Origin of the sequence: Chitinophaga sp. CC14 (genome assembly GCF_048957795.1) — a bacterium.
In the GTDB taxonomy this organism is placed as follows: domain Bacteria; phylum Bacteroidota; class Bacteroidia; order Chitinophagales; family Chitinophagaceae; genus Chitinophaga; species Chitinophaga ginsengisegetis.
The window spans coordinates 2,271,201-2,284,992 of the sequence record NZ_JARBFY010000001.1; the positions used below are offsets into that span (position 1 = coordinate 2,271,201).

13 protein-coding genes and 1 tRNA gene are annotated in these 13,792 nt (G+C 47.2%); 9 read left to right on the forward strand and 5 right to left on the reverse strand.

Annotated elements, in window-relative coordinates:
- The first annotated feature begins 132 nt into the window (after positions 1–132).
- Complete coding sequence (locus PV783_RS09225) at positions 133–1,668, forward strand: L,D-transpeptidase family protein (RefSeq protein ID WP_159454241.1); 1,536 nt, start codon at positions 133–135, stop codon at positions 1,666–1,668.
- 71 nt (positions 1,669–1,739) lie between these two features.
- Here PV783_RS09225 and PV783_RS09230 read toward each other — a convergent pair whose 3' ends face one another.
- Together PV783_RS09230 and icd are read right to left on the reverse strand one after the other, a co-directional pair.
- The gene (locus tag PV783_RS09230) at positions 1,740–2,969 is read right to left on the reverse strand and encodes an NADP-dependent isocitrate dehydrogenase (protein ID WP_111579434.1); all 1,230 of its coding nucleotides are present in this window, start codon (positions 2,967–2,969) and stop codon (positions 1,740–1,742) included.
- A 194-nt stretch (positions 2,970–3,163) separates the two neighbouring features.
- Positions 3,164–4,435: an NADP-dependent isocitrate dehydrogenase gene (icd, locus tag PV783_RS09235; protein WP_079469034.1), complete on the reverse strand. Its 1,272-nt coding sequence runs from the start codon at positions 4,433–4,435 to the stop codon at positions 3,164–3,166.
- A 191-nt stretch (positions 4,436–4,626) separates the two neighbouring features.
- Between icd and PV783_RS09240 the strand changes: the two genes are divergently transcribed.
- The 6 genes from PV783_RS09240 (at position 4,627) to PV783_RS09265 (ending at position 9,011) form a co-directional block, all read left to right on the forward strand.
- Complete coding sequence (locus PV783_RS09240; RefSeq protein ID WP_420987801.1) at positions 4,627–5,232, forward strand: SGNH/GDSL hydrolase family protein; 606 nt, start codon at positions 4,627–4,629, stop codon at positions 5,230–5,232.
- A 43-nt stretch (positions 5,233–5,275) separates the two neighbouring features.
- A complete protein-coding gene (locus PV783_RS09245) occupies positions 5,276–5,944 on the forward strand; it encodes an FAD-binding oxidoreductase (RefSeq protein WP_420987802.1) in 669 nt (222 codons plus the stop codon).
- Positions 5,945–6,061: 117 nt separating this feature from the next.
- Complete coding sequence (locus PV783_RS09250; protein ID WP_111579437.1) at positions 6,062–6,796, forward strand: LiaF transmembrane domain-containing protein; 735 nt, start codon at positions 6,062–6,064, stop codon at positions 6,794–6,796.
- A gap of 61 nt (positions 6,797–6,857) precedes the next feature.
- Positions 6,858–7,211 (forward strand): DUF4288 domain-containing protein, encoded by a 354-nt coding sequence (locus PV783_RS09255; protein WP_079469030.1) that lies wholly within the window; start codon positions 6,858–6,860, stop codon positions 7,209–7,211.
- A 17-nt stretch (positions 7,212–7,228) separates the two neighbouring features.
- Positions 7,229–8,293 carry a sensor histidine kinase gene (locus PV783_RS09260; RefSeq protein WP_420987803.1) on the forward strand — a complete coding sequence of 355 codons (1,065 nt, stop codon included), beginning with the start codon at positions 7,229–7,231 and terminating at the stop codon, positions 8,291–8,293.
- Positions 8,271–9,011, forward strand: coding sequence for a LytR/AlgR family response regulator transcription factor (locus PV783_RS09265; RefSeq protein ID WP_420987804.1), 741 nt, complete (start codon positions 8,271–8,273; stop codon positions 9,009–9,011). Before PV783_RS09260 ends, PV783_RS09265 begins: the two co-directional genes overlap by 23 nt.
- Positions 9,012–9,239: 228 nt before the next feature.
- Here the strand turns inward: PV783_RS09265 and PV783_RS09270 are convergent, their stop codons facing one another.
- The 3 genes from PV783_RS09270 to PV783_RS09280 are packed head-to-tail and all read right to left on the reverse strand — an operon-like array spanning position 9,240 to position 12,194.
- Positions 9,240–9,626, reverse strand: coding sequence for a thioesterase family protein (locus PV783_RS09270; protein WP_336387219.1), 387 nt, complete (start codon positions 9,624–9,626; stop codon positions 9,240–9,242).
- A gap of 12 nt (positions 9,627–9,638) precedes the next feature.
- Complete coding sequence (locus PV783_RS09275; protein ID WP_420987805.1) at positions 9,639–11,519, reverse strand: Nramp family divalent metal transporter; 1,881 nt, start codon at positions 11,517–11,519, stop codon at positions 9,639–9,641.
- 15 nt (positions 11,520–11,534) lie between these two features.
- The gene (locus PV783_RS09280) at positions 11,535–12,194 is read right to left on the reverse strand and encodes a metal-dependent transcriptional regulator (protein ID WP_079469026.1); all 660 of its coding nucleotides are present in this window, start codon (positions 12,192–12,194) and stop codon (positions 11,535–11,537) included.
- Between the two features lie 131 nt (positions 12,195–12,325).
- Here PV783_RS09280 and PV783_RS09285 point away from each other — a divergent pair, with 131 nt between their 5' ends.
- On the forward strand, positions 12,326–13,267 hold the full coding sequence (locus tag PV783_RS09285) for a hypothetical protein (protein WP_420987806.1): 942 nt from the start codon (positions 12,326–12,328) through the stop codon (positions 13,265–13,267).
- Positions 13,268–13,603: 336 nt separating this feature from the next.
- Positions 13,604–13,678: transfer RNA gene (locus PV783_RS09290), tRNA-Val, on the forward strand.
- Positions 13,679–13,792 lie beyond the last annotated feature (114 nt).

A 13,792-nucleotide genomic window follows, 5' to 3' on the forward strand; every position in this document is an offset into this window, starting at 1 on the left:
AAGAATAAAATTTTTATTATCAGTTTGTTATGCGGATCTGGAGTGTGCTTGTTGTTAGCCTGTGTAAATAAAAAAAAGCATACCGCCCCCAAACAAAAACAGATTGTAGCAAACATCAGACAATTAGACGAAGTGATTACCGAAAGTATCACTGAAAGACTGTCAGCCCTGAAAGATAACGATGGTGAACTGGAGGACAGTTTACAATCATTCCGTCCTTCAGCCATACAGGAATTTTACGGCGCCGATAAGCCGGCAGGCCAGTGGTCAAAGAACGGGATAACCAATCCTGCGGCTGATTCCATGCTGTATATGATCCAGCATGCGGAAGACGTAGGACTGCTACCCGCGCAATATCACGAGCCCGCATTAACCGCCGCCTGGGAACAAATCACCAACGACGCTACTGCAAAAAAAGATGCCGCCTTATGGGCAAAAGTAGATGTGCTGATGACAGACGCCTTCATGAAAATGGCCTCCGATCTGCGCTACGGCGTTGCTCCGCGTGATAGCATTACCCTTAAAAAGGATTCGGCGTTTACTGATGAACAACTCATCACGCAATTACGGCAGGCACTGGAAGAAAAGAATGTAGCAAATATCCTGCATGCACTGGAGCCTTCACATGAAGGATACATTGCGCTGAAAGAAGGGATTCAGTCTTTCAAAGCCAAATACGAAAACTATCACTGGGATACGTTACCACTCAACTATACCGACACGCTGGGATTCCGGCAACTGGTGATCAACCGGTTGGTGCAAAGCGGACATCTCGATACCACGGGCCGCGAGCTGGATTCCGCATTGCTGAAAACCGGTGTGAAAGCTTTCCAGAAAGAGTTTAATATTTATCCCGATGGGGTAGCAGGGAAAAGAACAGTGATGGCCATGAACCGCTCTATGCACGACTGGATCATGCAGGCTGCTGTAAACCTCGACCGCTGGCGTAAACTGCCGGATACATTGCCTTCGCGGTATATCCTGGTGAACGTGCCCGGCTATAACCTGAAGGTGGTGGATAGCGGGGAAGTGGTGCTGGAATCACGCGTAATTGTGGGTACGCCCCGCACCCGTACGCCGCTGCTCAATTCCTATATGACCAACTTCATGATGTTCCCTTACTGGCGGGTACCTTACAGTATTGTGTTTAAGGAAATGCTGCCGGCTATTAAAAAGAACGTCGGTTATCTTGCGTCCAAGAACCTGGAAGTAATAGATAAAGATGGTAATGCAGTGGATCCTTATACCATCGACTGGTCGAAACTCGGCAAGGGCCATTTCCCTTATGTGCTGCGCCAGATGGATGGTATCGACAATTCACTGGGCATCATGAAATTCAACTTCAGGAATAAGTACAGCGTATACCTGCACGATACCAATAACCGCGGACTGTTTAAAAATTCCATGCGTGCTATGAGTCATGGTTGTGTGCGGGTGCAGCAATGGGATAGCCTGGCGCAGTACCTGGTGCGGGCGGACAGCTTACGGCATAGCGGAGATAGTGTTCGTGTATGGCTGGCACGGCAGGAAAAGAAACAGGTAGATCTGCCCAAACATATTCCTATTTACCTGCGGTATTTTACCGCAGAAGGGCAAAACGGTAATCTTGTTTTCTATGATGATATTTATGGAGAAGATAAGGTATTAAGAAAGAAGATGAAGTTGTAAGAACTCCATCTTGTTAAAATAAAAAAGCAGCGGATACATTATCCGCTGCTTTTTTTATTGTCTTTATCAACTTACGCGAGTTTCGCTTTCAGTGCAGTATCCAGTGCTTCCAGGAACTCTTCAGTATACAGGTAATGTTTACCATGTTCTACTTTGTTTCCGTGGATACAAACGGCCAGATCTTTGGTCATTTTACCACTTTCAACAGTTTCGATACAAACCTGTTCCAGTGCCTGGCAGAATTTGATCAGTTGCTCGTTGTTATCCAGTTTACCACGGAATTCCAGACCGCGGGTCCATGCAAAAATGGAAGCGATAGGGTTGGTGGAAGTAGGTTTACCAGCCTGGTGATCGCGGTAGTGACGGGTTACAGTACCGTGTGCGGCTTCTGCTTCCATTGTTTTACCATCAGGAGTGATGAGGGTGGAAGTCATCAGGCCGAGAGAGCCAAAGCCTTGTGCAACGGTATCAGATTGTACGTCGCCATCGTAGTTTTTACAGGCCCATACAAAGTTACCATGCCATTTCAGTGCGCTGGCTACCATGTCATCGATCAGGCGATGTTCATAAGTTAAGCCATGTGCCTGGAATTCAGCTTTAAATTCCTGTTGATAGATTTCTTCGAAGATATCTTTGAAACGGCCATCATATTTTTTCAGGATGGTGTTCTTGGTGCTCAGGTATAAAGGCCATTTTTTCATCAGTGCCTGGTTGAAACATGCACGGGCAAAGCCTTTGATAGATTCATCGGTGTTGTACATTGCTAATGCAACGCCATCGCCTTTGAAGTTGTATACTTCGTGTTCGATCACTTCACCATTTTCGCCTTCAAACTTAATGGTCAGTTTACCCTTTCCTTTTGTAACGAAATCGGTAGCGCGGTACTGATCACCGAAAGCATGACGGCCAATACAGATCGGGGCAGTCCAGTTAGGTACCAGGCGCGGAACATTCTTCATTACAATTGGCTCACGGAATACGGTACCATCCAGGATATTACGGATAGTGCCGTTGGGAGATTTCCACATCTGTTTCAGGTTGAATTCCTTTACGCGGTCTTCATCCGGCGTAATGGTAGCGCATTTGATACCTACGCCTACTTCCCTGATAGCATTGGCTGCATCAATAGTTACCTGGTCGTTGGTAGCATCGCGGTGTTCCATGCCCAGGTCATAATATTTAATTTCAACATCCAGGTATGGAAGTATCAGTTTATCCTTGATGAATTTCCAGATGATTCGTGTCATTTCATCACCATCCAGTTCAACTACCGGATTAGCAACTTTAATTTTTTCTGCCATTTCGGGTTTTTTAAAATTAGATTAAAAAGCTTTTCACAACAATTATTCAAGCGAGTCCCAATCGGGATAATCACGAAAAATACGAATAGCTGTGAAAAAAACAAAATTAACCGGATTTTATCTTGGTTAAAAAAAGGGAGATGAAAACGGGTTTATCCGTTTCCATCTCCCTTTATATTAAAAAGATAGAATGCTTAGTGTTGCATCTGCTTGATCACTTCATCCGCAAATTCGCTGGTCTTCACCAGGGTGGCATCATCCATCAGGTTGTAGAAGTCGATGGTAACGCGTTTGCGCATGATAGCGGTGCTGAGGCCATGAACAATGATTTCAGCTGCTTCTTTCCAGCCCATGTATTCCAGCATCATTACGCCGCTCAGGATCACTGAGGAAGGGTTCATGGTGTTGGTGTTGGCAAAGCGGGGTGCAGTGCCGTGTGTGGCTTCAAACACAGCGTAGCCGGTCAGATAGTTGATGTTGGCGCCGGGGGCAATACCAATACCGCCTACTGCAGCAGCCAGTGCATCGGAAATATAATCGCCGTTCAGGTTCAGCGTAGCTACTACAGAATAGTCCTGTGGCGCCAGCAGGATCTGTTGCAGGAAGTTATCCGCAATTACATCCTTGATCAGCAGCTTACCTTTTGCCAGGGCTACTTTCAGTTCTTTGTTGGCTTCTTCTTCACCGAGATCTTTCTTGGTTTTTTCCCAATGTTCCCAGGTGTATACTTTATCACCGAATTCTCTTTCTGCCAGTGCATAGCCCCAGTTTTTGAAACCACCTTCGGTGAATTTCATGATGTTGCCTTTGTGCACGAGGGTGAGTGACGGACGTTTGTGCTCCAGCGCATAGCTGATGGCAGCGCGTACCAGTCTTTCTGTACCTTCAATAGATACCGGTTTAATACCCAGGGAAGATGTTTCCGGGAACCTGATCTTTTTAACACCCATTTCATTTTGCAGGAAATCGAGCAGTTTCTTTGCTTCAGGCGTACCCGTCATATATTCAATGCCGGCGTAGATGTCTTCCGTATTTTCACGGAAAATCACCATGTCCACTTTCTCCGGGTGTTTCACCGGGGAAGGTACTTTATTGAACCAGCGTACGGGCCTTACACAGGCGTAGAGATCCAGCTCCTGGCGCATAGCAACGTTCAGGGAGCGGATACCACCGCCAACGGGAGTAGACAGGGGACCTTTGATAGACACCAGGTATTCTTTCAGTGCATCCAGTGTAGCCTTGGGCAGCCATTCACCTGTTTGCTGGAAGGCTTTCTCACCTGCCAGTACTTCTTTCCATTCAATTTTCCTATCACCGCCATAAGCTTTCTCTACAGCTGCGTCGAATACACGTACACTGGCTCTCCAGATGTCCGGACCTATTCCGTCGCCTTCTATAAATGGGATGATGGGTTGTGCAGGGACCTGTAACAGGCCATTGTTCATCGATATTTTTTCTGCCGGCATAAAACGGTTTCTTTATGCGTTACGTAATTGTTGTAATCGCGTGCAAAGGTAAGGGTTTTCCGTTTACGCAGGGGTAAGATTTACCCTTTATTTCAGCAAATTTAACACCTGCATATAACTTTTTGCTTATGTTAGGATTAATGTTATTTTGCTGCTCATTTTTTTGCAGCAACCAAATCTCAGATACCACCATGATTCCTGTTACATACCTCGCTCTTGGCGATAGTTATACGATAGGTGAACAAGTTTCCGCCTCCGAACGTTTTCCTGTACAGGCAGCCGCTTTGCTCCGGGAACAAGGCTTTGATATAACAGATCCGGAGATCATTGCCACCACCGGGTGGACCACCGACGAACTGGAAGCGGGTATTGCCGCTACTCATATAAGTAAAACTTACGATATAGTAACACTGTTGATAGGCGTAAACAACCAATACCGCGGCCGCTCCGTGGAGGAATATGAAACTGAATTTACCGCCCTGCTGCAAAAGGCAATTGTTTTTGCCGGCAACAATCCTTCCCATGTGGTGGTGCTGTCTATTCCCGACTGGGGCGTAACGCCATTTGCGGCGGACCGCGACCGGGAACAGATCCGCCGGGAAATAGATGCGTATAACGCGGTAAATAAAGCCATCGCGGAAGAATGGCTGGTGCCTTACCTGGATATCACGCACTTTACCCGTGAAGCCGTTCACGATCCCGAACTGGTGGCAGGAGACGGATTGCACCCTTCCGGAAAGGATTACAGCCGCTGGGCCAAAGCCCTGCTGCCTTTGTTGCAACAGGCATTGCACTGAGATAGAAAATATCCTACATTCATATTAAAGAAAACCTGAACCAATGGAAAGCCATATCGTAAAAATCCTGGCCGTTACCCCCGTAACACATAACGTCCGCCAATTCACCGTGGAAAAGCCCGCCGGATATACCTTTGTACCCGGTCAGGCTACAGAAGTAGCGGTTAATAAACCCGGATGGGAAGAAGAAAGACGCCCCTTTACCTTTACGAGCCTTACCGAATGGGATCAACTGGAATTTACCATCAAGATCTACGACGACCATAGCAGCGTTACCCATGAACTCGGCCAACTGAAAGCCGGTGATGAACTGATCCTGCACGATGTATGGGGTACCATTCATTATAACGGGGAAGGCACCTTCATCGCCGGCGGCGCAGGCGTTACCCCTTTCATTGCCATCCTGCGCGACCTGCAGCACAAAGGCCAGCTGGGCAATAACCAACTGATCTGCTCCAATAAAACCCTGGGAGATATTATTTTAAAAGATGAATTTGAAGAAATGCTGGGCAACCGTTTCATTAACACGCTCACCGCACAGGAAGTTCCCGGCTACGACCACCATACCATCGATGAAAACTACCTGAAAGGGAAGATCAGTGATTTCAACCAGCATTTCTATATCTGTGGCCCCGATCCTATGGTACAGCAGTTGAAAGCCATCCTCGTAAAACTGGCCGGAAACGATGCCCTGGTAACGGTAGAAATATAGCCCGCCGTTTTCACCGGCGATTTCCTGCTTTTTACCGGTGAGGGTACTTTATTAGCCTAAACCCTGTTTCCAATAACAGCGTGCCGTTCTACATTTGTATCATAAATAGTAAAACAAATGAAAAACGAAGATATCGACGCATCAAGAAGAAAAGGCCGCTTTATAGGCGGTGCGGTTTTCATCATCGTTGGTGCCTGCCTGTTATTACAACGCCTGGATCTCGACCTGCCCCATTGGCTGTTCTCCTGGCAAATGATCCTGATAGCGGTTGGTATTGTTATAGGGGCAAAGCATAACTTCAGATTCGGGGGATGGGTGGTGATGATCCTGGTAGGCGGAATTTTCCTGGCAAGCGAAATACTTCATCTGCCATATAACACCGCCCAGTTTATATGGCCGGTAGCATTGATCCTGGTGGGTATTGTGCTGATCTTTAAAAAGAGTTATCACCATCCGGAATGGCCGTCCAAAAAACACAGCTTCGGCTCCAGTGAGGAATTTGCCACCGGGGAAGATACGCTGAGCGCCAACGCTATTTTTGGCAGCGTGAATAAAGTAGTGATGTCTAAAAACTTTAAGGGAGGCGACGTAAGCGCTGTCTTCGGAGGTGCTGTCATCAACTTCATGAATGCCGATATCAACGGCACCGCTACTATGGACGTTTCAGCCGTTTTCGGTGGTTGCGAAATCATTGTACCGGCCAACTGGAAAGTGCAGGTAGATATCGACGCCATCCTCGGCGGTGTGGAAGATAAACGTAGTAACAGTGTGATACCTGCCGGACCCATTGATAAACTACTGATCCTGAAAGGGTCCTGCGTATTCGGTGGCGTGGAAATAAAAAGTTACTGATCATTAAACATCCATATCTCAACCTGTATTCTATCTTCTCGAACTTTTAAATTTTAATTTTATGCATTGGTTTGTTGCGAAAGTTGTATATCAGATCATCTGCGGTGAAGGCAATCACACTCCGCAATTTGATGAACAATTAAGATTAATCAGCGCTGTTACCAAGAAAGACGCCTGCGATAAGGCCCGTGAAATTGGTATGCAGGAACAATATGCTTTTAAAAATCAACAACAGGAACTGGTACAATGGAAGTTCATCAACGTACCGGAAGTATATACCCTGGATCAGCTGACAGACGGTATGGAATTGTACTCCCGCATCGAAGAGCCGGGTGATCCCAATTCCTACATCGCCTGGTTGCAGATGAAATCTGCACAGTTACAGGGACAACAGTACTTTGAACTTAACGTATAACTGATAAATCACCTTCTTTGGTAAAGCAACTGATTAAAGGTAATGCCTGGTGGGCTTTTCTCGCCTCCTTCGCCATCTGGATGTTCCTGTATGGCGGGTTGCTGTGGTACTGGTTCGACCTTCCCCTCTGGCAATCGGTCACAGACAGTGCAGTGCACGTTATACTACTGGGAGCCGCCGGTATTGTAATAAGCCATAACGTGGCTTATTACCGCCCGGCAGACGGCACCATGAAGTTTGGCTATGTAGCTGTTCTGAGTTTTGCATTGTCTGTATTGTGGGTGTGCCTGAGCCGCTGGATACTGGTATCCGCCTTCCCGGAAGATGTACCGTATCTCAACTGGCTGAACAATGCCATCCCCGTTCATGCTATTGTTGGATGCATGCTGATTGCAGGGATCGGATTCAGGAGCCAGATGTGGTACGATGAGGAAGAACAACAGGAATACCGCCAACGTAAAGAAGCTACGGAGAAGATTGTAAGAGAAGCAGAACTCTTTAAACTGCGGCAGCAACTGCAGCCGCATTTCCTGTTTAACAGCCTCAACTCCATCAATGCACTCATCATGCTGCGGCCAAAAGAAGCCCGCGAAATGGTTCTGAAGCTCTCCGACTTTTTAAGAGGATCATTGAAACGTGAAGACGACCAGTGGATCACACTCGCCGAAGAACTGAACTACCTGCAGCTTTACCTGGATATAGAGAAAGTACGCTTCGGACATCGTTTAACCACCAACGTTGTGCCTTATGAGGAAGCAGATAAAATGATGATGCCGCCGATGCTGCTGCAGCCTGTAGTAGAAAATGCGATCAAGTTCGGACTATACGATACCACCGGTGATATCACCATCAGCATAAAATCATGGCTGCAGGATAACATGTTGTATATCGCCATACAAAATCCGTTCGACAACGAACTGCAGCAACCCAACAAAGGAACAGGTTTCGGCTTAACTTCCATACAACGCAGGCTGTACCTGCTGTTTGCACGGCAGGACCTGCTGGAAACCACGGCCATTGATAATATATTTACTACCATTATTAAAGTACCACAATCGCATGATAAAAGCAGTATTAATTGATGATGAACCATTGGCCCGTGAAGTGGTGAAGGAATACCTGTTAAGCTTCCCGCAAATAGAAGTGGTGCAGGAATGCAATGATGGATTTGAAGGATTAAAGGCCATACAACAGCATCAGCCGGATATCATTTTCCTGGATATACAAATGCCAAAGATCACCGGTTTTGAAATGCTGGAACTCGTGGAAAATATGCCTGCCGTGATCTTTACCACAGCCTTTGAAGAACATGCTATCAGGGCCTTTGAAGTGCATGCGGTGGACTACCTGCTGAAACCTTTTTCCAGCGATCGCTTTGATAAGGCCGTACAAAAATGGCTGGATCATTTCCAAACACCTGTTGCCACCAATACGGAAGCGTTGCTGGAAACCGCTGCCGCCACACCTTTGCAGAGCAACCGCGTGGTAATAAAGATCAATGGTAAAATCAAAATCATCCCGGTACAGGATATCCATTACCTGGAAGCAGCAGACGACTACGTGAAAATAGTAACCCAGGAAGGTAGCTTCCTGAAAAATAAAACAATGTCGTTCTTCGAAAAAATGCTGGACCCGCAACAGTTTACGCGGGTGCATCGCTCTTATATACTCAACGTAAACCAGGTAACACGTATAGACCCCTACGAAAAAGAAAACCACCTGGCTATACTGCGCAGTGGCGCCAGGGTGCTGGTGAGCAAAACCGGTTACCCGCGGTTGAAGGCGGCGCTGGGGTTATAGCGGATCGAAGCGGATTTTGTCTTTCCCAGGATTAAACTGATTATACTGATTCAGGGATTTGACTTTTTGGATTTTAAATGATCAGGGGAGATATAAGCGGATACTTTCGCTTATATCTCCCCTGATCGTTTAAAATCTTTTATAAAATCCTAAAAAATAAAATCAGCGAAATCAGTATAATCAGTTTAATCCTGGGAAAGACAAAACTCGCAATCGCCGAAGGCGATCTTACCGCGTAAATAACTTCTCCAGTTTTTCTTTAGAAAGAATTTTCTGCACCTGTATACCTGTAGCAACGATACGGCCATTGCAAACGGCCTCGTAACTACAGGTGATTTCATGATGTTGTATTTGTGTGATCACGGCTGTAAAGTCCACCCGGCTGCCGGTTAAAGCGGGGGAGAGATGCTCCACAGTAAGCCGGGTGCCAATGCCTTCTTCGGATGTTTCCTTCATATCAAGTACAAACAAACGGCAGCACCATTCTGCATCACGCGCCAGTGCAAAGGTGGCGTATACGGGATGCACATGCCCGCTGTCAAATGAGGCACAGTCTTCCGGCCGCACGATGCGGCTGAAATGTTTGGTATCACCGGGTTTGAATAACGAAAGCATACATTTAAAATTTTACTGCACTACCAGCACCGGGATCTTTACCTGGTGACGTACCTGGTTAGCTGTTTCGCCATACAGCCAGTCTTTAAAGCCCCTGTGGCCGTGGCCTCCCAGTACCAGGAAGTCCGCTTTTTCTTCGTGTACAATGCGGGCAATTTCACGGGCGCGCCGGCGGAAGCCGAGCACGCCTTTGGCGCTGATGTTGCGGCTTTTCAGCAGGGCAATATAGGTATCCAGCTGTTCCTGGTCGCGGCGTGTTTCCAGGTCGTCCGAATCTTTACCAAAGTATTTGGCGGAAGCGCTTTCCACAATGTGAATAAGGATATACTGCGTGTGTTCGTTCCCGTGAGCAATGGCGTTGGTTACAATGTCCTTGTCGCGTTCCGAGAAATCCAGGGCCATCGCAATACATTGATAGGTAGGCTTTTCCATGTCGCCCAGCGATACCTGCGTGGTATGGATTCCTGCGGCGGCATCTTCACGGTAGCGGCGGCGCAGCGGATACACGATGGTGATGAAAAGCAGCACCACAAAGCCGAGGCAGCCGGCCATAATTAATCCGTCTACAAAAATATTCCCGGTACCAGACATATAATCAAAGGCTTCTGATAATACCATCCGCATATTAAGGTACACCAATAAACTGGTGACCAGCCAGCTGAAAATTTTAGTAATGGGCTTGATGGCAAAGGTACCCATCGTTTTTTTATCGCTTACAAAATGGATGAGCGGGATGATGGCAAAGCCAAGTTGTAAGCTGAGCAATACCTGGCTGAACACCAGCAGCGCACCTACTTCTTCATCGCCGAAAATAAGGATCACCAGCAGTGCGGGGATGATGGCCAGCAGCCGGGTGATAAGCCGCCGCAGCCACGGGTTAATACGCAGGCGGAGATAGCCTTCCATTACAATTTGCCCGGCCAGGGTGCCGGTTACCGTAGAACTCTGACCCGCAGCAATCAACGCCACCGCAAACAGGATAGGCGCCAGTTTGCTTCCCAGCAGCTGATCCAGCAGCCGGTGCGCATCCTGGATTTCGGCCACATCTGTTCGGCCGCTTTTGAAAAATACGGCGGCAGCAAGTATTAAGATCGCAGCATTCACCAGGAACGCGAGGTTCAGGGCAATGGTGCTGTCGATAAAATTCATTTTAATGGCCTGCTTAATACCGGCGTCGTCCCGTTTTATTTTCCGCGTTTGTACCAGTGCTGAGTGCAGGTACAGGTTATGCGGCATCACGGTGGCGCCGATAATACCAATGGCAATATACAACGCGGTGTTGTCCGGGATGGTGGGAATAAAACCCCGCACTACCTCGTGCATCTGGGGTTTCACGAGGATCAGTTCTACCAGGAAGGAGGCGCCTACAATAGCAACAAGACTGATAATAAACCCTTCCATTTTACGGATGCCGTAGCGTTGCAGGATCAGGAGGAGGAAGGTGTCCAGCACGGTCAGGCTTACGCCCCATACCAGCGGCAGCCCTGTGAGCAGCTGTATACCGATCGCCATTCCCAGTACTTCTGCCAGGTCGGTGGCTGCTATGGCGATTTCCGCCAATACATATAAGATGAAATTCACTACCGGCGGATAGGTTTCCCGGTTAGCCTGTGCGAGGTCGCGGCCGCGCACAATGCCCAGCCGGGCGCTCAGGCTTTGCAGCAGCAATGCCATGAGGTTACTCATGAGCAATACCCATAATAGCTTATAACCGTACTGGCTGCCGCCGGCCAGGTCGGTGGCCCAGTTGCCGGGGTCCATATAACCCACGCTTACAAGATAGGCGGGGCCAAAGAAGGCGAAGATTTTTTTCCACCTGGATTTTCCACTCGTTTCAACACTCTGATGTACCTCACTTAACGATGCTGATGAATGTGTATGCTCGATGCTCATAGTATATGCTGATAATTAAACGGGTCTGACCATTATATTTTTTGCAACCTGCTCACTGATGGTAATGGCGGGTTGCCCTTTTACTTTTATTTCTATAGAATTGTCGTATTCGTAATGCGCTACTATTTCCAGCTGGGTGCCCAGTTTAATTCCTTTGGCGTTGAGAAAGGCCAGCAGCGCGGTGGATTGGTCTGATACGGCTGTAACTACCAGTCGTTTGGCGTTGGCCTGATCCAGTGAGGTTTGCGGGCGTGGTTTGGCCAGTTTTCCGTTGGCATCAGGGATAGGGTCGCCGTGAGGGTCTATCACCGGGTTTCCGAGGAATTCGCTGAGCCGGTTGGTGAGCTTTTCACTGCGTACATGTTCCAGTTCTTCTGCCAGCTCATGCACTTCTTCCCAGCTGAAGGAGAGTTTATCTACCAGGAAGCACTCCCACAGGCGATGGCGCCGTACAATTTGCAGGGCGGCTTTTCTGCCGTCTGCCGAAAGGGTGATGCCTTTGTATTTCTCGTATTCAATCAGCTTCTTCTCTTTCAGCTTCTTGGCCATGTCTGTTACCGATGCAGGCTTTGTATCCAGTTCATAGGCCAATGCGTTGGTAGTTACTACGGCGTCGCCTTCCTGCAGCTTATAAATTGATTTGATATGGTTTTCCTCTGCGATCGATAAATTCATGTTATCTAAAATATTATTTAGACAAATCTAAATAATAAATCTGAACATTTCTCTATCCGGTATGTTTTTTGATTTTTAACGCGCACATATAAAAATTATATCTAACTTTTCGCCCAGAATTAAATTTTCTAATGAAGCGTTTCCTTTTATTATTACTGGCAATCGGCGTGTTGGCAGCCTGCAAATCGAAGAAGAAATCAGGCAGCGGCGACGAGCCCATGACATTTGAAGACTTCCAGGCATTGTTTACGCCTGGCACCCTGCCCTACAGGCTTACACCGGATACGCTCCAGTTGAAACAACCGGATTCACTGCGGCTGGATACCGCTGCCATGCGGTTTCTCACAGATACGCTGACAAAAGGTGATTTCGGCAAGAATGAACCGGTGAAATATTTCCCGCTGCAGCGGATTGCCGGCAGCGTAGTAAACTATATGACTGTGAAAGCAGCCGGCAGGTCACAATCTGTAGGCTATCTCTGCTTCCTGGATAAAAAAGGGAAATACCTCAACAGGATACGTGTAGCCAACACCGGTAGTGCGGATGGTACGGTTACCTCCCTGGTAATAGACAGTAAAAATGTAGTGAAGATCAGCAGCGAAACAAAATTGTCGGGCAGCCGGAGCGCATTGAGAGAAGATTTTTACATGGTGAATCCCGATGGTTCGGTAACGCTTATCATGACTAACTCCAACGGACCTACGAACGCCGGGCAGATCTTCAACCCGATTGATACACTGCCCCGTAAACATAAATTCTCCGGCGATTATACGGCCGGCGACATGAGCATCGTATCCATCCGTGATGGCGAGGATACCAAGTCTTTCCAGTTCTTCATCACCTTCTCAAAAGACAATGGCAACTGTAAAGGAGAACTGAGCGGCCGGGGACATTACATTGGCGGCAACCGGGGCGAATACAAGGACAAGGAATCTTCCTGTGGTATTGCTTTCCAGTTTACCGGCAACCGGGTGAATATCCGCGAAATAGGTGGCTGCGGCGCTTATCGTGGTATCAAATGCTTTTTTGAAGGCGGCTTTGTGAAGAAGGCGGAAAAGAAGAAAAAGAAATAAGAGATTTGATTTAATATTAAGGGAGATAAAAGCAGGTATACCGGCTTCTGTCTCCCTTTATCTTTCTAAAAAAATAAAAAATATCCGGGCAGATAATCATGCACATTATTGATGAGAAATATATATAAGTGAAAAAAAATGCAGGCATCTTTATAAAATTGAATCCGGTTTTTATTTTTCCTGTAATGATGTGTGGTACAGGGTTTGAAAGGAGTGTAACAACATGCCCCGGTTTCGTTTTTCCTGCTTTTTTTAAAAAATATTTGGTAGAATAAAAATAGTTTATACCTTTGCGATCCAATCGAACGAAAGGGACGATAGGTAAGAAACAAAAGAGGGAGCTTAGCTCAGCTGGTTCAGAGCATCTGCCTTACAAGCAGAGGGTCACTGGTTCGAATCCAGTAGCTCCCACACTACAGTAATTTGACATATTTTTCCAAAGATCTTTAAGAGGGAGCTTAGCTCAGCTGGTTCAGAGCATCTGCCTTACAAGCAGAGGGTCACTGGTTCGAATCCAGTAGCTCC